At 32.3% G+C, this 22,248-nt stretch carries 23 protein-coding genes; 15 read left to right on the plus strand and 8 right to left on the minus strand.

Translation table 11 applies throughout. The features are described from left to right. Positions 1 to 117 precede the first annotated feature (117 nt). From BXU01_RS19595 to BXU01_RS19615, 5 genes are all read left to right on the plus strand, one after another. Complete coding sequence (locus tag BXU01_RS19595; RefSeq protein ID WP_083694854.1) at positions 118 to 636, plus strand: hypothetical protein; 519 nt, start codon at positions 118 to 120, stop codon at positions 634 to 636. Positions 637 to 806: 170 nt separating this feature from the next. Beyond that, the gene (locus tag BXU01_RS19600) at positions 807 to 3,338 is read left to right on the plus strand and encodes a PIG-L family deacetylase (protein ID WP_083694855.1); all 2,532 of its coding nucleotides are present in this window, start codon (positions 807 to 809) and stop codon (positions 3,336 to 3,338) included. 123 nt (positions 3,339 to 3,461) lie between these two features. Beyond that, positions 3,462 to 5,186: a sodium:solute symporter gene (locus tag BXU01_RS19605; protein WP_083694856.1), complete on the plus strand. Its 1,725-nt coding sequence runs from the start codon at positions 3,462 to 3,464 to the stop codon at positions 5,184 to 5,186. 30 nt (positions 5,187 to 5,216) lie between these two features. Continuing rightward, the gene (locus BXU01_RS19610) at positions 5,217 to 5,585 is read left to right on the plus strand and encodes a DUF805 domain-containing protein (RefSeq protein WP_083694857.1); all 369 of its coding nucleotides are present in this window, start codon (positions 5,217 to 5,219) and stop codon (positions 5,583 to 5,585) included. A gap of 482 nt (positions 5,586 to 6,067) precedes the next feature. Then, entirely contained in the window at positions 6,068 to 6,697 is a 630-nt protein-coding gene (locus tag BXU01_RS19615; RefSeq protein WP_083694858.1) for an MCP four helix bundle domain-containing protein, read from the plus strand. A 6-nt stretch (positions 6,698 to 6,703) separates the two neighbouring features. On the opposite strand, the gene BXU01_RS19620 is transcribed toward BXU01_RS19615, so the two are convergent. The 7 genes from BXU01_RS19620 to BXU01_RS19650 all read right to left on the minus strand — a co-directional run bounded on the left by BXU01_RS19620 (position 6,704) and on the right by BXU01_RS19650 (position 11,807). Continuing rightward, positions 6,704 to 7,117 (minus strand): nuclear transport factor 2 family protein, encoded by a 414-nt coding sequence (locus BXU01_RS19620; RefSeq protein WP_056253655.1) that lies wholly within the window; start codon positions 7,115 to 7,117, stop codon positions 6,704 to 6,706. 2 nt (positions 7,118 to 7,119) lie between these two features. Continuing rightward, positions 7,120 to 7,644: a TetR/AcrR family transcriptional regulator gene (locus tag BXU01_RS19625; protein ID WP_083694859.1), complete on the minus strand. Its 525-nt coding sequence runs from the start codon at positions 7,642 to 7,644 to the stop codon at positions 7,120 to 7,122. 309 nt (positions 7,645 to 7,953) lie between these two features. Continuing rightward, the gene (locus tag BXU01_RS19630) at positions 7,954 to 8,796 is read right to left on the minus strand and encodes a DUF2911 domain-containing protein (protein ID WP_083694860.1); all 843 of its coding nucleotides are present in this window, start codon (positions 8,794 to 8,796) and stop codon (positions 7,954 to 7,956) included. 70 nt (positions 8,797 to 8,866) lie between these two features. Further along, the gene (locus BXU01_RS19635; RefSeq protein ID WP_083694861.1) at positions 8,867 to 9,529 is read right to left on the minus strand and encodes an HAD family phosphatase; all 663 of its coding nucleotides are present in this window, start codon (positions 9,527 to 9,529) and stop codon (positions 8,867 to 8,869) included. A 125-nt stretch (positions 9,530 to 9,654) separates the two neighbouring features. Then, a complete protein-coding gene (locus BXU01_RS19640; RefSeq protein ID WP_083694862.1) occupies positions 9,655 to 10,371 on the minus strand; it encodes a ThiF family adenylyltransferase in 717 nt (238 codons plus the stop codon). A gap of 168 nt (positions 10,372 to 10,539) precedes the next feature. Next, positions 10,540 to 11,208 carry a TatD family hydrolase gene (locus BXU01_RS19645; protein WP_083694863.1) on the minus strand — a complete coding sequence of 223 codons (669 nt, stop codon included), beginning with the start codon at positions 11,206 to 11,208 and terminating at the stop codon, positions 10,540 to 10,542. Beyond that, positions 11,208 to 11,807 carry a DUF1684 domain-containing protein gene (locus tag BXU01_RS19650; protein WP_083694864.1) on the minus strand — a complete coding sequence of 200 codons (600 nt, stop codon included), beginning with the start codon at positions 11,805 to 11,807 and terminating at the stop codon, positions 11,208 to 11,210. Before BXU01_RS19650 ends, BXU01_RS19645 begins: the two co-directional genes overlap by 1 nt. Positions 11,808 to 11,904: 97 nt before the next feature. Here BXU01_RS19650 and BXU01_RS19655 point away from each other — a divergent pair, with 97 nt between their 5' ends. The 8 genes from BXU01_RS19655 (at position 11,905) to BXU01_RS19690 (ending at position 20,317) form a co-directional block, all read left to right on the plus strand. Then, positions 11,905 to 13,122 carry an MFS transporter gene (locus BXU01_RS19655; protein WP_083694865.1) on the plus strand — a complete coding sequence of 406 codons (1,218 nt, stop codon included), beginning with the start codon at positions 11,905 to 11,907 and terminating at the stop codon, positions 13,120 to 13,122. Between the two features lie 344 nt (positions 13,123 to 13,466). After that, entirely contained in the window at positions 13,467 to 13,835 is a 369-nt protein-coding gene (locus tag BXU01_RS19660; RefSeq protein WP_055092021.1) for a BlaI/MecI/CopY family transcriptional regulator, read from the plus strand. Between the two features lie 5 nt (positions 13,836 to 13,840). Further along, positions 13,841 to 15,421 (plus strand): M56 family metallopeptidase, encoded by a 1,581-nt coding sequence (locus BXU01_RS19665; RefSeq protein WP_083694866.1) that lies wholly within the window; start codon positions 13,841 to 13,843, stop codon positions 15,419 to 15,421. A 31-nt stretch (positions 15,422 to 15,452) separates the two neighbouring features. Next, positions 15,453 to 15,821, plus strand: coding sequence for a BlaI/MecI/CopY family transcriptional regulator (locus BXU01_RS19670; protein WP_083694867.1), 369 nt, complete (start codon positions 15,453 to 15,455; stop codon positions 15,819 to 15,821). A 5-nt stretch (positions 15,822 to 15,826) separates the two neighbouring features. Next, the gene (locus BXU01_RS19675) at positions 15,827 to 17,611 is read left to right on the plus strand and encodes a M56 family metallopeptidase (protein WP_083694868.1); all 1,785 of its coding nucleotides are present in this window, start codon (positions 15,827 to 15,829) and stop codon (positions 17,609 to 17,611) included. An 18-nt stretch (positions 17,612 to 17,629) separates the two neighbouring features. Then, positions 17,630 to 19,075: a serine hydrolase domain-containing protein gene (locus BXU01_RS19680; protein ID WP_083694869.1), complete on the plus strand. Its 1,446-nt coding sequence runs from the start codon at positions 17,630 to 17,632 to the stop codon at positions 19,073 to 19,075. A gap of 152 nt (positions 19,076 to 19,227) precedes the next feature. Then, positions 19,228 to 19,368: a hypothetical protein gene (locus BXU01_RS19685; protein ID WP_055092010.1), complete on the plus strand. Its 141-nt coding sequence runs from the start codon at positions 19,228 to 19,230 to the stop codon at positions 19,366 to 19,368. Positions 19,369 to 19,471: 103 nt separating this feature from the next. Further along, positions 19,472 to 20,317, plus strand: coding sequence for a DMT family transporter (locus tag BXU01_RS19690; protein ID WP_083694870.1), 846 nt, complete (start codon positions 19,472 to 19,474; stop codon positions 20,315 to 20,317). A gap of 76 nt (positions 20,318 to 20,393) precedes the next feature. On the opposite strand, the gene BXU01_RS19695 is transcribed toward BXU01_RS19690, so the two are convergent. Then, positions 20,394 to 20,948: a fasciclin domain-containing protein gene (locus tag BXU01_RS19695; protein ID WP_083694871.1), complete on the minus strand. Its 555-nt coding sequence runs from the start codon at positions 20,946 to 20,948 to the stop codon at positions 20,394 to 20,396. Between the two features lie 212 nt (positions 20,949 to 21,160). Between BXU01_RS19695 and BXU01_RS19700 the strand changes: the two genes are divergently transcribed. Beyond that, a complete protein-coding gene (locus tag BXU01_RS19700) occupies positions 21,161 to 21,688 on the plus strand; it encodes a biopolymer transporter ExbD (protein WP_083694872.1) in 528 nt (175 codons plus the stop codon). Positions 21,689 to 21,718: 30 nt separating this feature from the next. Next, positions 21,719 to 22,243, plus strand: a complete 525-nt coding sequence (locus BXU01_RS19705; protein ID WP_083694873.1) for a biopolymer transporter ExbD — start codon at positions 21,719 to 21,721, stop codon at positions 22,241 to 22,243. The last annotated feature ends 5 nt before the right edge of the window (positions 22,244 to 22,248 follow it).

The following is a 22,248-nucleotide window of genomic DNA, read 5'->3' on the forward strand; positions in this document are numbered from 1 at the left end:
AGATTACACTCGTTAAAATACATCATTAACCCGACCAACTACATTTTGTTTTTCATTTTTGGCACAGTATATGAATATCCCTAAACAGGAATAACATTAACATTAAAACTAGAAAAAATGAAAACAATAAAAATAGCAATCGTAGGTTTATTTCTTTTGGTTGCAAGTGCCACACAAGCTCAGGTATCTATAAATGTTAACATAGGATCTCCTCCGGCATGGGGACCACAGGGATATTCTGAAATGGAATACTACTATTTGCCAGACATTGAAGCCTATTATGATGTAAGAGCTTCGCAGTTTATTTATTTTGGAGGAGGAAGATGGGTTAGAACAACTTACTTACCAAGACAATATAGAAATTACGATTTATACGGAGGGTATAAAGTAGTTTTGACTGATTACCACGGAAGAACTCCTTATACTTACTTTGATCGTCACAGAGTAAGATATTACAAAGGGTATCACGGAGCTCCTCAAAGACCTTACAGACCAAGAGAAGTTTACGGATATAATGAACGTCCTCACAAAGAGTACAGACATGATAACAGACATCACGATAAGCATGATAAACATGACAGACATGATAGAGACGATAGACACGATCACGATGATCACCACGGAGGAAGAAGATAATTTTTCTAAATAAATTTTCAAAAGAGACTATCAATATTTTGATAGTCTCTTTTTTTATGAGTTTTATTAATGAAAAAGGAAATCAATAACCAAACATTAACATTTCATTTAATTAGTCTTCAAAAATATAATTAGTATTTTTGAAGCTCTTTCAAACATTTAACTATACTATGCGAAAAATTCAGATCCAGATTCTTCTTATTTTTTTAACAGGGATTTCCATTTCTTTTGCGCAACAACCACAAAAACCAAGTTCAGTAGAAATTTACAATCAAATCAAAAAATTAAATTTTTTAGGTTCAGTCTTATATGTTGCCGCCCATCCTGACGACGAAAATACACGTTTGATTGCGTGTATGGCAAATGAAATGAATGCCAGAACAGGTTATTTATCACTAACACGCGGTGATGGAGGCCAGAATTTGATTGGTCCGCAATTGCGCGAATTGTTAGGTGTTATAAGAACTCAGGAATTAATTGAAGCTAGAAAAATTGATGGCGGTGAACAGTTTTTTTCACGTGCGAATGATTTTGGTTACTCAAAAAATCCAGACGAAACCCTTGAAATCTGGGATAAAGATAAGGTTCTTGCTGATGTAATCTGGACCATTAGAAAATTTCAGCCGGATGTGATCATCAATAGATTTGATCATCGCTCTCCGGGTACAACACACGGACATCATACATCATCAGCAATGTTGAGTGTAGAAAGCTTTAAACTCACAAACGATCCCAAAATATATCCCGACCAATTAAAATATGTGAAACCATGGCAGGTAAAACGTCAGTTTTTTAATCCATCATGGTGGTTTTACGGAAGCCAGGAAAAATTTGATGCCGCTAATAAATCTAAATTCACCAAATTAGAAACCGGAGTTTATTATAACGGAATTGGAAAATCGAATCAGGAAATTGCTGCTTTAAGCAGAAGCCGTCATCAATCGCAAGGTTTTGGAAGTACTGGTGCAAGAGGTCAGGAAACCGAATATCTGGAACTTATAAATGGTGATAATCCTAAAGAACGTGATAATTTATTTGATGGAATTGACACTTCATGGAACCGTGTTAAAAACGGAAAACCAATTGGAGATTTAATTACCGCTATTATCTCAAAATATGATTTTAGTAATCCATCAGCGAGTATTCCGGATTTAGTAAAAGCCTATTCTATGATTGAAGCGCTTGAAGATGACCACTGGAAATCTTTAAAGTCTGCTGCAATAAAAAATATAATTGCATCTTGTTCAGGATTGTATCTTGAAGCTGTGGCAAGCGAACAGGAAGCAACTCCGGGAAGTACCATTAAATTAAGTCTTGAAGCCATTAACAGATCTCCTGTTGATATGCAATTGACAAGTGTAACGTCATTACCTGATAATAAAAACACTACTCAGAATATTGTATTAAAAAACAATAACGATCAAAAAATAAATTTACAAATTCAATTGCCCGGCAATATTGAATATACGCAGCCTTATTGGCTAAAAGAAAAAGCCAGCGTTGGGATGTATACGGTTTCAAATCAGGAAAATATTGGAATTCCGGATATTATAAGACAAGTAAAAGTACTTTTTAATATCAGCATAAATGGTATTGAAATTCCTTTTGAGCGTACCGTTGTTTATAAATACAATGATGGCGTAAAAGGCGAAATGTACAATTTTCTGGATATTGTGCCTGAAGTAACTACTTCGATCTTAGAAAGAGTATTGATTTTTGGAAACACAAAAAGCAAAATGATTCCTGTAAAAGTACGCGCAGGAAAAGATGGCATTAAAGGAAATTTACAATTAGAATTACCTAGAAGCTGGAGTGTTTCTCCTAAAGAAATTCCTTTTGTTTTAGAGAAAAAAGGAAACGAGCAAATCTTTTATTTTGAGGTTACGCCGCCTGTAAACCCTGAAGAAGCAGTTGCAAAAAGCATAGCAATAGTCGATAACAAACGCTTTGATAAAGATGAAACTATTATTGATTACGGCCATATAACCAAACAAATGGTCCTAAAACCAGCTGAATCAAAATGCATTAGAATAGACTTAAAAACAAATGGCGATGCTATTGCTTATATTATGGGTGCCGGTGATGAAGTCCCGGAAAGCCTGGCTCAAATGGGATATAAAGTCACAATCATAAAACCGGAAGAAATTACGCCAGAAAAACTGGATTCATTTAATGTAGTTATGACCGGAGTTCGTGCTTACAATACCGTAAATGCCTTGGCACACAAGCAAAATATCCTTTTTAATTTTGTAAAAAGCGGTAAAAATATGATTGTGCAATACAATACATATGGCAAAACCGTTACCGATCAAATTGCGCCATATCCTTTAAAAATTTCAAATGATCGTGTCACTGAAGAAAACGCCAAAGTTACTTTTCTCGCACCTAATCATCCTGTTTTAAATACACCAAACAAAATAAGCTCAAAAGATTTCGAAGGCTGGACACAAGAACAGGGTCTATATTATCCGGATCAATACGATTCTGCCTTCACTCCTATTATATCATCACACGATAAAGGTGAATCTCCAAAAAATGGTGCCTTATTGGTAGCGCCGTATGGAAAAGGATATTACATTTACACTGGTTTGAGCTTTTTTAGAGAATTGCCCGAAGGTGTTGCCGGAGCGTACCGATTATTATCGAACATGATCTCTTTAAAACAGCCAGTTGAAGCTCCAAAACAAGAAATTAAGAAATAAAATATTCAGATTATGGAAGCTAAAAAAACAAAAAAATGGAAAAAAAGCTACACTTACGTTTTGGTAGCTAACGCAATTTACATTGTGATTTTTTTCTTAATCATGCAATTATACTCATAACCTATGCAACTATTTGATTGGATCGTACTTATTGTTACACTTTTATTTATTGTTGGGTACGGCTCCTGGAAAACTAAAGGAAGTAAAAACGTCGAGGATTTTATTTTAGGAAACAATGAAACTCCATGGTATACTGTTGGGCTTTCCGTAATGGCGACACAAGCCAGTGCCATTACCTTTTTGTCAACTCCGGGACAAGCTTATCATGACGGAATGGGTTTTGTGCAATTCTATTTTGGGTTGCCAATTGCTATGATTGTTATTTGTTTGACCTTTATTCCGTTATATCATAAAAATAAAGTCTTTACCGCTTATGAATTTCTAGAGAAACGATTTGACCTTAAAACACGTTCTCTCGCAGCAATTCTGTTTCTGGTTCAAAGAGGTTTAGGAACCGGGCTTACCATTTATGCTCCGGCAATTATTCTATCAGCTCTTTTAGGCTGGAATTTGACTTTAATGAACATCATGATTGGTGTTCTGGTAATTATTTACACATTTTCAGGCGGAACAAAGGCGGTGAACGTGACTCAGAAACAACAAATGTTTGTGATTATGTCCGGAATGTTTATTACATTTTTCCTGATTTTGCATTATTTACCAAATGATATGACTTTTACAAGTGCATTGCATATTGCCGGTGCAAATGATAAAATGAATATTGTAGATTTCTCTTTTAATCCGGAAGAAAAATATACTTTCTGGAGCGGTATTACTGGTGGTTTTTTCCTTGCCCTCGCCTATTTTGGAACTGATCAGTCTCAGGTTGGGCGCTATTTATCAGGGAAATCAGTTCGCGAAAGCCAAATGGGTTTGATCATGAACGGACTTTTAAAAGTGCCAATGCAATTCTTTATTTTGTTAACCGGAGTTATGGTTTTTGTGTTTTTTCAGTTTAATCCTGTTCCGTTAAATTTTAATCCGAATAATAAGATTGTCATTGAAAAATCAGCTTATAAAGAAGAATATCATGCTTTAGAGAAAAAGCTAAGCACACTTTCAGAAGATAAAAAAGTAATTAATTTATTGTACATCGATCAGCTCAATCAGGATTTTGACAATCCTATTTTGCGAAAAGAATTAGTTACGCTGTCTAATAAAGAAAAAGACCTGCGTGATCGTGCGAAAGAAATTATATTAAAAGCAGATAGCAATAGCGAAACCAACGATAAAGATTATGTGTTTTTTCACTTTATCCTGCATTATTTACCTAAAGGGCTTATTGGTTTATTATTGGCGGTAATTCTTTCAGCTGCAATGTCATCAACAGCATCAGGATTAAATGCTTTGGCCTCTACAACGGCGATTGATATTTATAAAAGAAATCTAAAAACCATAAAATCTGAGAAACATTATCTAAACGCTACTAAATTTTTCACCTTATTCTGGGGAGTTGTAGCCATACTTTTTGCCTGTGTAGGTACTTTGTTTGAAAATTTAATTCAGTTGGTAAATATCATTGGGTCTATTTTCTACGGTACCGTTTTAGGAATTTTTTTAGTTGGTTTTTATCTGCGTCGTGTAAAAGCAAAAGCTATGTTTTACAGTGCTATAATTAGTCAAATGACTATATTTTTTATCTATTACTTTATGATTTACAAACAGGAAAAATTAGGTTATTTATGGCTTAATTTTATTGGAGCAATGCTGACAATTGTATTGTCATTATTAATGCAGTTTCTGTTTTTTAAAAAAGAACCCAATAATGATGAAGTTGTTTTAGAGTAATTTTAAAAAAAAATTAAATAAAAATATTCTGTGAAAAATTTAAAAAATATTTTATTTTTTTATTCTTCTTTTAAAACCAAATCAGGAAGAGTCGAATATGGTATTTATTTTTTAGTAAATGTTTTATTGACTCTTTTAGCTTTAGATTTATACCGTAACGTAAATTTAAACAATGAAAAAATTCTTAATATATTTTATAGTTGTCTAATTGTATTAGTTACGTTTGTTCCTATGCAAGCTGTTACAACGCGAAGATTAAGAGACTTGACCGCAAATCCCACTTTTGTTATTTTTAATTTCATCCCTATCCTCAATATAGCTTTCATTATATTTTTACTATTGGTGAAAAAAGCAATAACAAGCAAACCCCAGGCGATTAATAAAACAAAAAATTCTTAACTCGATTATCTTTTAAAAACAAGATTGGTTAGCCCAGATAGAAGCGTTATTCTTTTTCTTGCTTCTTTAGCAAGGAAAAGATACGAGCGTCCCGAGGCTACGGGAGCTGGAAATAGCTCCTGAAAATTCTAATTCAAAAATTTATTACTTTAACCTTGTCCTAAACCATCATTCTTAGATTATAAAATATATTTTTAATTATTCTACAGCTTTTTTTGTCATTTCGAGGAAGGAGAAATCTTCGTAAGAAGCTCGACAAAGATTGGGTTTTCGTTACGCAGTTACTCGCGAAGATTTCTCCTTCCTCGAAATGACAATGATTGTGGCTATTTTGTGTAAAAACCAAAATTTCTTAAGCACTTGATTTTAAACTTTGAGCATATCTTAAAAAAAGACTGCAAAATTTAAAAATTTAGATTCTACAGCAAAAGCTATATCTTTGAGAAAGTAACTATTTACAAATTAGCAAAATAAGCGTCATTATGAAGGACTTAAAAAAATATAGTAATAAAACAAAGGCCGCTTTTATTTTGCTGATTGTAATGCTTATCATTTTGCTGGGTAATTTTAATACGCTTCAAAATTCAAAAAATGTCAACGAAAATATTAATGCAATTTATAAAGACCGTTTGGTTGTTGCTCATTATATTTTTCAATATTCTAAGGAACTTCATTTTATAAAAGCTGAAGCTGAAAAACTGGATTTAAGCGACAATATAAAAAAAGAAGAGATTATTAATACTTTAGATGTGATTCATAATATTGATGATTTATACTCAAAAACCGTTTTAACGAATAAGGAAAAGCAATATTTTGACATTTTTTTAAGCTCCTGCAAAGAAATCAACAAACAAGTCGAAAACAAAAATTGGAATAAAATTGTTGTTTCAAGCACAGAAGCTTTAAAAACATTAGAATTGTTATCTCAAATCCAGATTCAGGAAGGGAAAGCAAAATTAGCAAGTGCAAATGCAATGTATAGTAAAAACAATAGTCTAGGACAATTGCAAATTGCATTGCTTATCATTTTGGGCGGAATTACTTTTTATCTCTTAATCGTAAAAAAAATTAAAAGAACTATCAAAATTCCTGAACCGCCAAGTATGAACTAAATAAAACTATTTTAGTTTTCTGTCTTGTTCTTTTATTGCGAGATCATTTATGCTGGCAAATCTTTTTTGCATAAGACCGTTTGCATCAAATTCCCAATTTTCATTTCCGTAAGCCCTAAACCAATTGCCTTCAGGGTTTTGATATTCATACTCAAATCGAACAGCAATTCGGTTTTCTGTATGTGCCCAATACTCTTTTTTTAGCTTATAATTTTTCTCTTTTTCCCATTTTTGAGATAGAAAGCGAACGATTTCTTCACGTCCGTTTACAAATTGATCTCTGTTTCTCCATTCGCTGTCCAGCGTGTAGGCTTTTGAAACTCTTTCCGGATCCTGGCTGTTCCAGGCATCTTCGGCTAACTGAATTTTTTCTAATGCCGTTTCATAAGTGAAAGGCGGCAACGGTAGTTTCTGTTCCATTTTTATGAAATTAAAGTTTGAATGATTTTTTTGGATTGTTCTATCAGTTCATTTGATTTAAATAACTGACTTTCGATTATACAGCTTTCAAATAATAAATAAATGTGATCTGCAACAAGATCGTTACTTGTAAACCCTGTAAAATACTGTCGTAAATCCTTTTTATGGCTTTGAATTACACTTAATATCTTTTGATTATCTGGCGGGATTTCAGAAAGGATATTTAGAAAACTACAACCTCTGAAATTCTCATTTTGATTTATATAAATCAGAAAATCAAAGGAAGCCAGAACTTTTGATTTGGAATCTGTTTCTTTTAATGTGAAATTTTCTAACGAATTGAACCAAAAAGCATGTCTTTCGTTTAAAAAAGCAACGCATAAATCTTCTTTAGATTTAAAGTGCTGATAAAAACTTGCTTTCGCTACTTTTGCCTCTTCAATAATTTGGTTAATGCCAGTTGCATTGTAGCCTTGCTTGTGAAATAAAACAGAGACAGTATCTAAGATTCGTTCTTTGGGTTGCATTGATAATAATTTACAAATGCAAATGTAAATAATTATTCATATAAACAGACAAGTCTGTCTATCTTATTTAGTATCTGCTTTTCTATACACAATCTTGTCATCTCGACGAAAGAGAGATCACACAAAAAATTCCTTTTCTAAAAAAACCGATCTTTGGCGAGTTACGAGTGAGATCTCTCCTCCGTCGAGATGACACAAATAACACATAAATAAAAAAAAATCCAAATTCCAATATTGAATTGGAATTTGGATTTTTATAGCGTCCCGAAGTTTCGGGATCTGATTGGAATTTAATAATTCAAAGAATTATTATCTGCTCCATTCAGCAATACTATCTTTATTTAATTTTACGTAATCCTGATTGTTAGCAGCTTCAGCAGCAGCAAGTGAAGCTTTTGCAGTTTCAACAGCTCCTTTTTTATCGCCTTGTTTTGCCTGGATTTGTGATTTTAATCTTAAAATGAAATATGGTTTTTCAGTACTCATATCCAAAGATTTATCTACATAAGTTCTGGCTGTTTCAATGTTTCCGTTTGATTGAAACAAATAAGTAGCAGCAGCAAAATAATCATTTGAAGTTGGTCCGTTTAAAGTTTTTTCAATGCTTGCAATAGCATTTTTAGCAGTTGGAACTTCAAATTTTAAAGCTATATGAGAGTTTTCCCAAGCCATTTCTAAATATCCAAAATTAGGATCTAAACCATTGATACCAATTGTAAAAGTCTCAACAGGAGTTGGTAAAGCATCTTCTTTTACAGTAGTTCTTAAAGCAACATAAGAATCACTCCAGTTTTCAGGTAATCCCCAGTTGTCTGTAGAAAGGTAAAAAATCACTTCCCAGCTTTCTATTTTAGGAATGGTATATATTGCATATTTCCCTTTTTTCAATGTTTTACCATCGATTACTACATCATCACTAAAATTAATGACTGTATTTTCGTTCGCGCCGGTTCTCCATAATTTACCAAACGGAACCAAATTTCCAAAAACTGCTCTGCCTCTGGCACCTGGTCTTGAATAGGTAACTTCAACATCCGTTAATCCCACGGTTTGTTTAATATATCCTTTAGGACTTGCTTGTGGCGTCTTTATTTGTGCTTCTGTAGCAAGAGGAGCCAAAATAATGGCTAATGCAATAAGTAGTTTTTTCATTTGTGAGTTTTGTTTTGTTTGTTCAAATTTACAAATTCAATTATCGAACAGATGTTAAATTTTCTATAATTCAACCCTTTAACTGTGATATTTTTTGCGCGTCTAATTCGTTAAAATGATTGATAATAATATCAGCTTCTGACAAATCCTGCATTATAGAATGATGGCTGTTATATCCTACACAATAAATTCCGGCTGCTTTTGCTGCTTTTACCCCATTTGTACTGTCTTCGATAATGATACATTCTTCTTTTGGAGCTACAGATAATGAAGCTGCATGAACGAAAATTGCCGGATTTGGTTTTGATTGCGGAAAATCTTCACCACTAACAACGTCTGTAAAATATTGATGTAGATTAAATCTTGTAAACACGCGCTCAATCGTTACTTTTGAAGCTGAAGAGGCTAAAATCAACTGTATTCCGTTCGTATACAAATCTTTAATTAAATCTTCAACCCCTTCCAGTAAATATAAATCTTCTTTAGTATCAAAAGCATCATTAAAAATACTTCTCTTTCTTTGAATTAAATCCTCTACTTCGTGTTCTATCGCAGGAAAAAATCCTTTAAGAGTCTGAAAAGTATTTCGGGTTGAGAATCCCGTAAATGAAGTATACATTTCTTGCGTTACTTCAATATTTAATTCAGAAAATTGTTTGTAATAAGCATAACGGTGAACAGGTTCAGTGTCTACAATTACACCATCCATATCAAAAATTACTGTTTTTATCATTTTTTTTTAGGTTCAAAGGTTCTGAGGAACAAAGGTTCAAAGGTTTTTCTGTAGAGACGCACAGCAGTGCGTCTTTTATTTAAGGTTCTTAGTAACTTAGAGCCTTAGCATCTTAGTAACTTTTGCTACTCTTTTTTCAACAAATGTCTGATTACGGTTTCGGCTATGTGTAAGCCAAATAAACCTGGCATGTAGCTGTTAGTTCCGTAAAATGACTTTTTAAAGTTTTTACCGTCGGTTAGTTTTAGACTTTTTTCGTCTTGGATTTCAGAAGAGAAAACCACTTTTAATTTATTTATTTTTTCTGCTTTTAAGCGTTTTCTAATTGCTTTAGAGAAGTAACAGTTTATCGTTTTAGAAATATCGGTTACTTTTACTTTCGAAGCCAGCATTTTTCCGCCAGCGCCCATACTGCTTATTATTTTTACCCTTTTGCGTTTGGCTGCAATAATCAGATTTAATTTTGGAGTAATACTATCAATACAATCCAATACATAATCAAATTCTGGAGCAACGATTTCAAAAGCTCTTTCAGGAGATAAAAATTCCTGTACACGAGTTAGTTTCAATTCAGGATTAATATCCATTAAGCGATCTCCTACAATAGTAATTTTTGGCTGACCTACTGTTGAGTGCAAAGCTGGTAATTGTCTGTTAATGTTGGTTATATCTACAACATCTCCGTCTACAATAGTCATGCTGCCCACTCCTGCCCTTGCCAAAAATTCAGCTGCAAATGATCCCACTCCTCCTAAACCTACAACCAAAACATTAGAGTTTTGTAAATTTTGTAATCCTTCTTTTGTAAATAAAAGCTCGGCTCTTTCTGTCCACTCTGCCATATATCTTTTTTTGTTGTTTTTTATTTGTTCTAAAATTTTGTTTCAAGTTTAAAGTTTCAGATTCGCCAGCTTTCAAAAGCCCAACACCCAATCTAATCTTATTAGTTAATCTTGCTTCTATATTCTTTATTCTTTATTCTATATTCTTTATTCTATATTCTATATTCTTTATTCTATATTTTTCATTCTTTCTCCTCCAAACACATTCTCAAAATTACTTGAAATAACCTCTTGTAATTCACTAATTGTTATACTTTTATATTCTGATGCCAACTCATAAACCTGTTCAATACTTTCTTCGATTGTATCTGTTTCCAGAAAAAAACGATCGTTTGGGATATTCTGAAATACCGTTTTTAAATCCGGATTTTTTAGTAAATATTTTCCAAATGAAAGATAAAATCCCGCTGCAATTAGTTGAGTCGCTACCTGATTATTTTTGGAAAAACCATGAATAATCATCGGAACTGAGATATTCATTTTCTTTTTTATTACAATCACCTCCTGAAAAGCGGCAACGCAATGTATGACAACCGGCTTTTTATATTTTTCGGCCAAAGCCAATTGTTTTTCAAAAATTATAATTTGCTGATCAAAGGAAATTTCAATTCGTTTGTCTAACCCGCATTCGCCAATAGCAAGACAATTTTTAATTTGCAATTTTTCTTCGATAATTTTCAAATCTTCCTCAATTCGATCTTCCTGAATATACCACGGATGAATACCAATCGAATAAAACGGGATAGACGCGTCAAACTCCTGCGGATATTGATTTACCAATTCTAAAATAGTAGATTGATTTGTAAATTGATGTGTATGAAAATTGAAAAATTTCATTAATGAAACGTTTTAACTCCTGCTTTAATCTCTACATTTAAATCATTTTCCAGCGGAACTAAAGGGCAAGAATACTTATGATTATAAGCACAATACGGATTATAAGCCTGATTAAAATCGACTGCAATTGTATTTCCTTTTGGAACTTTTAAATCGATATACCTTCCTCCTATATAACTTTCCTTACCGGAAGTTAAATCTGAAAACGGTAAAAACAAATGATCTTTGTATTCCTTAGTTTTCGAAAGTTCTATATTTCGATATACATTTAGCTTCAGGTCAACACCATCTATCGTAAAATATAATGTTCCGTATTTAATATACTTTGGTGTTCTGGTTCCGGTAGTTTTCATTTCGAAAACTTTTTCGTTTTTTGCTTTTTCAAATTTTGCATTCACAAAATATTTTGCATTTATGGGATAAAAATCCAAACTTTTAAAAGTTTTCAAATCTTCTTCCATCAACGGACTTGTCTTAGGATCAGCATATTCACCATTAATTGTCTTTTGGAATTTTTCAGCTTCGTTCTGATCAAATTTATTCTGACCAAAACAAAAATTTACCAACAGTAATACCAGAAAAGCGATAATATTTTTCATCTTCTAAATTTTGAGCAAAAATAGTTTAAAAGTAACAAAGCACCAACCCATGATCTCTACAAAGTTTCTTAACTTTGTTGCAAATAACTTATTCATAATGCTCAAGAACGCTTTTAGCCACTACATTAATAATTTTAAAGGATTTTCAAGAGAAATTTGGATACTTACAATTGTTACTTTTATCAATCGTGCCGGAACAATGGTACTGCCTTTTTTATCCAAATATTTAAAAGAGGATCTTCAGTTTAGTTACAATCAGGTAGGTTGGATCATGGTAGCTTTTGGTTTGGGCTCGATGTTGGGTTCGTGGCTGGGCGGAAAACTTTCTGATAAAATTGGTTTTTACAAAATCATGGTTTTTAGCTTATTTACGAGTGGTGTTTCTCTTTTCTTTATACAATATATTACTACTTTCTGGTCATTATGTATTGCAATGTTTGTTTTAATGACTATTGCAGATATGTTCAGACCTGCGATGTTTGTTTCTCTTGGCGCTTATGCCAAGCCCGAAAACAGAACCCGTGCTTTAACTTTAGTACGTTTAGCGGTAAATCTTGGTTTTGCTGCCGGGCCTGCTTTAGGAGGTTTGATTATTATGGGAATCGGATATTCAGGCTTATTCTGGGTTGACGGTGCTTCGTGTATTATTTCGATTACTATTTTTGCTTTATTGGTTAAAGAAAAAAAGAAAGTAGAACATGGAGATAAAACGGAAACTGCAGCCGAAATAAAATCGGTTTTTCATGATAAAATCTTTTGGGTTTTCTTATTTGTGAGCTTTGTAACGGCTATGATTTTCTTTCAGCTTTTTACAACGTTACCTTTATATCATAATGAAAAATTTGGTTTAAGTGAATTTCAGACTGGTTTATTAATGACTTTAAACGGACTTCTGATTTTTGCGCTCGAAATGCCAACAGTTGGTTTTATGGAGAGAAGAGGTTTTCCTAAAATCAGGATTATTATTCTTGGATCGTTTATTATGGCATTGAGTTTCTTTTTGTTATTAATTAATATGTGGGCTGGAGTTCTTGTTATTAGTATGATTTGCATTTCGATTGGTGAGATTCTTACTTTCCCATTTTCAAATGCTTTCGCGCTGAGTCGTGCGCCACGTGGTCAGGAAGGGCGTTATATGGCTCTATATACCATGAGTTTTAGTTTGGCACACATTATTAGCTCAAAAGTTGGTTTCGAAATAATTTCTCGCCTCGGATATCAGATTAATTGGTTTTTTATGGCTTCTATAGGAGTTTTTGCAACACTTTGCTGCTTCTGGATTAGAAAAGCTTTGCTTGAAGAGAAAAGTAGTTAATTTTTAAATTGGATTCGAAATTTTACCGCAAAGTGCGCAAAGATTTACGCAAAGTTCACTAAGTTATTTTTAAAGTAGTATCTTCAGACACATAAAGTTCGCAAAGCTTTTTCAACACAAAGCTTTGCGAACTTTTTGTATTTTATAAAAATCACACTCAGATAAAAAAACTTTGCGCATTTTGCGGTAAAATTCAGACCCTATTTTAAACACTGATTATCAAATAGTTAAAAGCATAGTTGTATAACTTCAAAAACGAATCAACGTGTTTTTTAGTTAAATAACTATTTTTATAGTTGCGTAACTAGAAAAATAGTTGTAGGTTTGAATTAAAATTAGAAAACATGCAAAAGTTAACCAATAAAGAAGAGGAAATCATGCACATTTTATGGAAACTTAAAAAAGCTTTCGTAAAAGAAGTTCAGGCAGAGATTACAGAAGATCAGCCACATTATAATACGTTATCGACTATTGTGCGTAATCTAGAAGAGAAAGGTTTTGTAGCGCATAATGCTTTTGGAAACACGCATCAATATTATCCGATTATTACTTTAGAAGCGTACAGCAAAAAGTATATGAAAACAGCAATCGACAACTATTTTAATAGTTCGTATAAAAATATGGTATCGTTTTTTGCTAAAGAAGAAAAAATTTCGGCAGCTGAATTACGTGAAATCCTTGCTATGATAGAAAATCCAAATGTAGAAAAATAAGCATCATGGAAGCACTTTTTACCTTTATACTTAAATCAGGCGCATTATTGATATTGTTTTATTGTGCTTATTATTTTTTATTGCGCAAAGAGACTTTCTTTAATAGCAACAGATGGTTTTTATTGGCTGGTTTATTTACCTCAGTAATTTTGCCTTTTATAGTTTATACTAAAATTATTTGGGTTGATGCCAGTCCGCTTTCAGGTAATAATTATCAAATTAATGCCTTGCAAACTCCTGAAAAAGCCAGTTTTACTGTCGATTGGAATCTTGCTTTATTTGCCATTTACAGTATTGGTTTCTTATCCTTATTAATAAAATTTGTTCTTGATTTTTATAGTTTAAATTCGGTTTTAAAAGGAAAAAAAGTAAAACAACAAGCTGATTTTAAATTTGTAGATGTTAACGAAAACATTGCTCCATTCTCTTATTTTGATTATATCGTATACAACTCATCACTGTATACGGCCTCAGAATTAGAAAGTATTCTTGAGCATGAAAAAGTGCACAGCGAGCAAAATCATACTATAGATGTTCTGGTATCAAGAGTTTTTTGTGTGCTATTTTGGTTTAATCCAATAATGTGGCTGTATAAAAAAGCGATTCAGCAAAATCTTGAATTTATTGCAGACAATCAAGCTGCACAAAAAATATCCGATAAAAAGGCATATCAGTATACCCTTTTAAAAATAACAACACATGAAAATTGTGTCGCCATTACCAATCATTTTTATCAATCATTAATCAAAAAACGAATCATTATGTTAAACAAAAATCAATCAAAAAAACGAAATCTATGGAAATTTTGTATTGTAATTCCGGTACTTGTTGCTTTTGTACTTTTATTTCAAATTAAAACTGAAGCAAAAGAAAAACAACAGGCAATAAAAGAAAAAACAGGAGAAATTAAATCTGTAGATGTTTACAAAATCCAGAAGAGTTCTACTGATGCAGAATTAAAAGAAATTAAGGAAAAATTAAAAGCAATTCATAATATTGACTTTGAAACTTCTGAAATCAAAAGAAATGCTGAAAACGATTTGACATCAATTAAAATCGACATCAAAAATGGAAATCAGCAAGCACAATCTATTCAAACAGCAGGAAATCAAACCATAAAAGATTTCGGAATTATTGTTACAACAGATAAGGATGGCAGCAAAAAAGTAGGCATTCAAACCACTGATGAAACAAGTAAGGATTCAAAAATAGTAACCGAAAAAAAACAAAAAACTAAACTAAATACTAATGATAACACTACTTCTAATGTTAGTACAAAAACTTATACTAATAGCAACACAAATTCTGGGGTTATTATAACGACAAACTCAGATGATAATGCTACTACAAAAATAATAACAAGTGACGGAGGTACTCAAATTATTGTTTCGAATTCCGGAAAAAATAATTCAAATGAAAAAAAACTTGTAATTATTGATGGAGTCGAAATGCCTTCAAGTTTCAGCTTTGATGACTATAAATCCGGTGATATTAAAACCATGAACGTCTTAAAAGGAGAAATGGCAATAGCCAAATATGGAGATAAAGGAAAAAATGGCGTTATTATAATCGAAACCCGTAAATAAGCTGTTTGTTTAAATTTCAAAAAACCTGAAAATGCAAAAGTTAACCAATAAAGAAGAGGAAATCATGCACATTTTATGGAAGCTTAAAAAAGCTTTCGTAAAAGAGATCCAGGCTGAGATTACAGAAGATCAGCCACATTATAATACCTTATCGACTATTGTGCGTAATCTTGAAGAAAAAGGTTTTGTAGCGCATAATGCTTTTGGAAACACGCATCAGTATTACCCGATCATTAGTTTAGAAGCGTACAGTAAAAAGTATATGAATACTGCAATCGACAACTATTTTAATAGTTCGTATAAAAATATGGTTTCATTTTTTGCTAAAGAAGAAAAAATTTCGGCAGCAGAATTACGTGAAATACTGGCTATGATCGAAAACCCAAAAGAAGAAAAATAATTATTATGGAAACACTTTTCATTTTTATCGCAAAATCAAGCGGATTGTTAGCCATGTTTTATTGTGCATACTATTTTTTATTGCGCAAAGAAACTTTCTTTAATAGCAGCAGATGGTTTTTATTGGCGGGTTTAGTTACGTCATTAGTTTTACCATTTCTGGTTTACACTAAAATTGTATGGATTGAGCCTGCCCCGATTCAAAATTCAGTTTCAAATTTAGTTTCAAATTCAGTTGTAAAGTATTCACAAGGATATGTCCCGCATATTGTTGAGAATGAAACCTTCGAAATTAACTGGAATTATGTAATGCTTGCCATTTATACTATTGGTTTCCTGGCTTTACTCATAAAATTCGCTATAGATTTTTACAGTCTGAATTCGGTTTTAAAAGGTAAAAAAATACAACAGCAAGCTGATTTTAAATTTGTAGATATTAACGAAAACATCGCTCCATTTTCTTATTTTGATTATATCGTATACAATTCATCCATGTTTACGGCCGCAGAACTAGAGAATATTATCGAACACGAAAAAGTACACAGCGATCAAAATCATACTATTGACGTTTTAGTAGCAAGGATATTTTGTGTGCTTTTCTGGTTTAATCCTATTATTTGGCTGTATAAAAAAGCTATTCTGCAAAACTTAGAATTTATTGCAGATAATGAAGCTGCCAAAAAAATATCAGATAAAAAAGCGTATCAGTACACGCTTTTAAAAATAACAACACATGAAAGCTGTGTTGCAATCACCAATCATTTTTATCAATCATTAATCAAAAAACGAATTGTCATGTTAAACAAAAATCAATCAAAAAAACGAAATTACTGGAAGTATTATGCTGTTATTCCAGCACTTGTAGCATTTGTGCTTTTATTTCAGATTGAAACAATCGCACAGGAAAAAGAGAGAAAAGAAAATCAGGAAGCTGTTGAGAAAACAGATCAAATTTATGTTTTAAAATTTCAGAAAAATACAACCGATAAGGAGCTAAAAGAAATTGCTGAAAAATTAAAAAGAGAACATAATATTGATATGGAAGTATCAAATGTGAAAAGAAACTCTAAAAATGAGCTAACAGCAATTAAAGTTGATATTCAAAAAGGAACTGGAGAAGCTCAAACCATTCAGATAGAAGGAGATAATCCTATAAAAAGCTGCGGAATTGTTATTACAACAAAAGATAATGGTTCTAAAAAAATCGACGTTGTTACAGATGGCGCAATTGATAAACCTATGGTAATAGGAGATCGTATGGTAGAGGTAAACGAAACAAATGGCACCAATGTAAGTGTATTGCCTGTAGTTCCTCCTACTCCTCCAACTCCTCCTTCGTTTCCTGGAGGACCAATGCCTGAGGCACCGCCTGTTGATATGTCGAAAATGCCAAAACCTCCTGTTGCTCCTTCAAATCATAAAGATAAAGTTGCAATGGCAAAATTTGAAAAAGAAATGGCTGAGTTTGAGAAAAAAATGGAAGCATTTGAACCAGACATGTCAGCTTTTGAAAAACAAGTAGAAGAAATTATGGCTCAAAGAGAAGCTATATACGAAAAGGAAATGGAGAAATACGAAGTTGCCATGGAGAAATTTAGTGTTGATATGGATAAATATACTCAAGACATGGAACAAAAATATGGCAAGGATTCCAGAGAATATAATCTAAACATGAAGCAATATGAAAAAGACATGAAACTGTATGAGAGAGATATGAAACTTCAGGAAAAAGAAATGAAACTTCGTGAAAAAGAAATGAAGAGAATAGAAAAAGAAAGCAAAAAATCTTAATCAATCTAAATCTCTTAAATGAAAAAATCTTTTCTTATAACATTATTATTACTCGTTTTCGGTTTAACTTTTAGTCAAAAAAAGGAAGAAAAATTAATCGAACAAAAAATTGATGACTATATTAAAGAAGTTATAGCAATAAATGAAATTCCCGGTGTCGCTTTAAGTGTTATCAAAGACGGAAAAGTTATTTATGAAAAATATTACGGAGAGGCATCTCTTGAAGAAAATAAAGCAGTGGATAAAAACACTGCTTTTAAAATTTTCTCCACAACAAAATTGATTACTAATGTGGGAATTTTTCAACTTATAGAACAAGGTAAATTGTCATTGGAAGATTCTATTTCTAAATATCTAAATAATCTGCCTAAAGAATGGCAGGAAATTAAAGTTAAAAATTTATTATCGCATTCTTCCGGATTACCCGACATTGTAATGTTTGAGGATATTCCGAACACCTTGCCTTATGACGAAAAAATTGCGATATTATCTAAAAAGCCAATGCAATTTGTCACCGGAAATGAATACAGGTACAATCAAACCAATTATTTGTTTTTGGCCAAAATCATCGAAAAAATCAATGGATTAACTTTTGATGATTATATTTTGAAGAATCAATTTCCTGATATAAAATCCGAAGTTTATTTTTCATCAAACTTTGGTAAAGCCGTACCCAATAGTGCTTTTAGATATAATTATAATAGTGAGACTAAAAAATATATAAAAAGCACCTCAGACTTTGGGTTTGATTCCCACTCAGCAAATGGTTTAAATATTTCTTTACCGGAATTTATTCGATGGAATCAAAATTTGGATAAAGATGTTTATCTCAAAAAAGAAACAAAATATTCGATGTGGGAGCCTTTTAAATTTGCTAATAACACGGATCGTTTTGCATATGGCTGGGAAATTGTTCCTGTCAATAAAATTCTGTCGTATGGTTTTACCGGAGGAAATGAAACGGCTTTTAGAAAATTCCCTGAAAATAAGTTAACAATTATATTTTTATCAAACGGACATAAATATTCCGGTTTGTATGTTCAGAGTCAGGTAATAAATCATGTTGCTTCGATTGTAGACCAAACGCTTAAAGATGATTACTATCTTGCCGGTGAAAAAATAAATCAGACTTTCTTAAAACTCGAAATCAATAAGGCTAAGCAAAATTATTTAGATATAAAAAAGAGTCATCCGGATTGGAATTTTGAATATCGATTAAACGTTATTGGCTACACGCTGATGGAACACGGAAGGCTAAATGATGGACTTAAAGTTCTAGAATTAAATACAATAGAAAATCCTAAATCCGGAAATGCATTTGATAGTCTGGCTGATGGTTATTTCAGGAACAATCAAGTCGAAAATGCAAAAGAGAGTTACAAAAAAGCATTAGAATTATCTCCGGACAACAAAAATGCTGCAGAAATGCTGGAGAAAATTGAAAAGATTTTAACTAAAAAATAATAGTGTTATAAGAATCGATACGTTATTTTGATTCTTATATTATTCCAGAATTGTAATATATACTTACTCTGTATATTTTTGAATATACCCTAAAAAAGACTTTGCCCAAACGCAAAGTCTTTTTTTATATCTTTGAGAAAAATTAACCTGCGATGTATAAAATTTTAGCCAAAATAAACAAACTCCTTTTACCAAGTTTTACCAAACAAGGTCTGGATATTTCGAAAGCAAAAAAATGGCAAATGGCTATTATTGGTTATCGTGCGTATGTAACCAAGCGTGCTTTAGAATAAAATTATTTTGCAGCCTAATGGTTGATCCCAGTTTCAACAATCTTGTTAAGAAATGAGAACCTCTTTTTTCTTATAACATTTCTTATCTCATCAATTATTTCCCATGAAAAATAAAGAATTCAACATACCTCCTGTTTACGCGGTACTTCTTGCCATTATTAGCGTACAATGCGGAGCAGCAATTGCTAAAACTTTATTTCCTGCAATTGGAGCAGCAGGAACAGCTTCGATTCGAATTGGAGTATCTGCATTAATTCTATTAGTAGCATATCGACCAAATCTAAAGGAAATTACTCCACAACAATGGAAAATAGTTGCGCCTTATGGTTTGTCATTAGGTGCCATGAATTTGATTTTTTATCTGGCGATAGAAAGAATTCCAATTGGGTTAGCGGTAACACTTGAATTTATAGGTCCGTTATTAGTTGCCATTATTGGCTCAAAACGTCTGATAGATTATTGTTGGGTTCTGCTCGCAGCTGTTGGAATTGCTTTGATTGCTCCCTGGACAAATGATCGGGTAGATATCTTAGGAGTTGTTTTCGCTCTTTTAGCCGGTGGATTTTGGGCTGCTTATATTGTTTTGGGTGGTAAGATTTCCCAAATTATGAATGGTGGTCAGGCAGTATCAACCGGAATGTTATTTGCTGCATTGTTAATCCTTCCTTTTGGTTTTTACGAAAACGGATTGGCTAATCTAACTCCAAAACTTTTTGGTATGGGAATCGCTTTGGCTCTTTTATCCAGTGCTATTCCGTTTACATTAGAAATGAAAGCCTTAGGTCAGCTTCCGCCTCGTACTTTTAGTATATTAATGAGCCTGGAACCTGCTGCTGCATCTATTTGCGCCTTTATATTCTTGCAGGAAAAATTGATTTTCACTGAAATTTTAGCCGTAGTTTGCGTTGTTATTGCTTCTGCAGGATCAACCTTAACTGCTAAAAAATAGATTTTATAATTCTCATAAAGCAAAAAAAGTCCTGCATAACGCAGGACTTTTTTTTGATCGTTGAAATTTAGTTTTATTATTTTTTTGGTAATAAAACACTATCAACTACGTGAATCACACCATTAGATTGATTTACATCTGCAATAGTAACTTTTGCTTTGTTTCCGCTTTCGTCACTGATGTATAGATCTTTTCCTTTCATCCATGCAGTAAGAGTACCACCGCTAACAGTTTTGAAAGTAGCTTTTCCTTTTCCGTCTTTAATTGCTTTAGCAATATCAGATGCATTTAACTTACCTGCAACAACATGATAGGTTAAGATCGTTTGTAACATTTTTTTGTTTTCAGGTTTCAATAACGTTTCAACAGTTCCTGCTGGCAATTTAGCAAATGCTGCATTTGTTGGGGCAAAAACGGTAAATGGTCCTTTACCTTGTAAAGTTTCTACTAAGTCTGCAGCTTTTACAGCAGCTACAAGTGTAGTGTGGTCTTTTGAATTTACCGCATTTTCAATAATATTTTTATTTGGGTACATTGCTGCTCCACCAACCATTACAGTTTTTTGTGCAAATGATGTAAATCCAAATCCTAATGCTAAGATTGCTGCGGCTAAAAATTTTCTAGTTTTCATAATTAATATTTTAAGTTATAAGCTCATTTACGGGGTAACTTTCGATTTGGTTTTATTAAATTTCTAAAAAAGATTAAAAAAAAGTGAAATATCCTCAAATAGAGCTGAAAAACAAGCGTTTAATCGTAAAATTTATTTTCAAATAATTTTAATTTTAGTCTCCTCTATATGTTAAATTTATTGTTAACTTTAGTAAATCTAAATTCATTCTTATGGAAAATCTACCTAAAAAAGTCAGAAGTAAAAAGCTAAGCACAAGAGTTGATTTAACCGCTATGGTAAGTGTCTCTTTTTTGTTGATTGTCTTTTTTATGGTCACAATTGAATTGGCGAAACCAAAAGCGGTTGATTTGAGTTTGCCTGATTACGGAGATATAACATGTGGCTGGGGAGGATGTTTTAAGGAAAATCGTTCAGTGACAATTCTATTAGGCAAAAATGATAAGTTAGTTTCATATATGGGATATGTAGAAAACCCAATGATTTCTCCTAAGGAAACTAGTTATGGAAAAGATGGTATTAGAAAAGAACTGTTTTTAAGAAACAAAAATATGCTTGAGTATTCTGCTAAATTAGGAAAAACAGGAAGAGGAATTACCGTAATTATTAAACCTGGTAAGGAAAGTAATTATAAAAACCTGATTGACATTCTGGATGAAATGGCTATCGCAAAAATCGATACTTATACTATTATAAATGATTTTACACCAGAAGAATCAAAGTTAATAGCAGCCCAATAATATCCTTTTACTAATATAATTTAATTTTATATGGAAAATCTACCCAAAAAAGTCAGAAGTAAAAAGCTAAGCACAAGAGTTGATTTAACCGCTATGGTAAGTGTATCTTTTTTATTGATTATATTTTTTATGGTCGCAATTGAATTAGCTAAACCGAAAGGAATGGACTTATCTTTACCTGATAGAGACCCAAGTTGTGGTCCAATAGGATGTGTTGATGAAAATCGAATTTATACAATTTTACTTGATGACAACAATAAAATTATAACCTATTCAGGCTTATTATCATATCCAGTTGAAACTCCAAAAGAAATTAATTATAGCCTAGAAGGTATACGAAAAGAATTAGTAAATAAAAAGATGTCTATTTTGAAATACTCAACCAATATTGGAAAACCAAAGAATGGTCCAATAGTAATTATAAAGCCAAGTGAAAAAAGCAACTTTAAAAATTTGGTTGACATTTTAGACGAAATGCGAATTGCTAACATTGATGCGTTTGCTATTGTAAATGAATTCACTCCTGAAGAATCAAAATTATTAGCTTCAAAATAAAACAT

Source organism: [Flexibacter] sp. ATCC 35103, from assembly GCF_001975985.1.
GTDB lineage: Bacteria > Bacteroidota > Bacteroidia > Flavobacteriales > Flavobacteriaceae > Flavobacterium.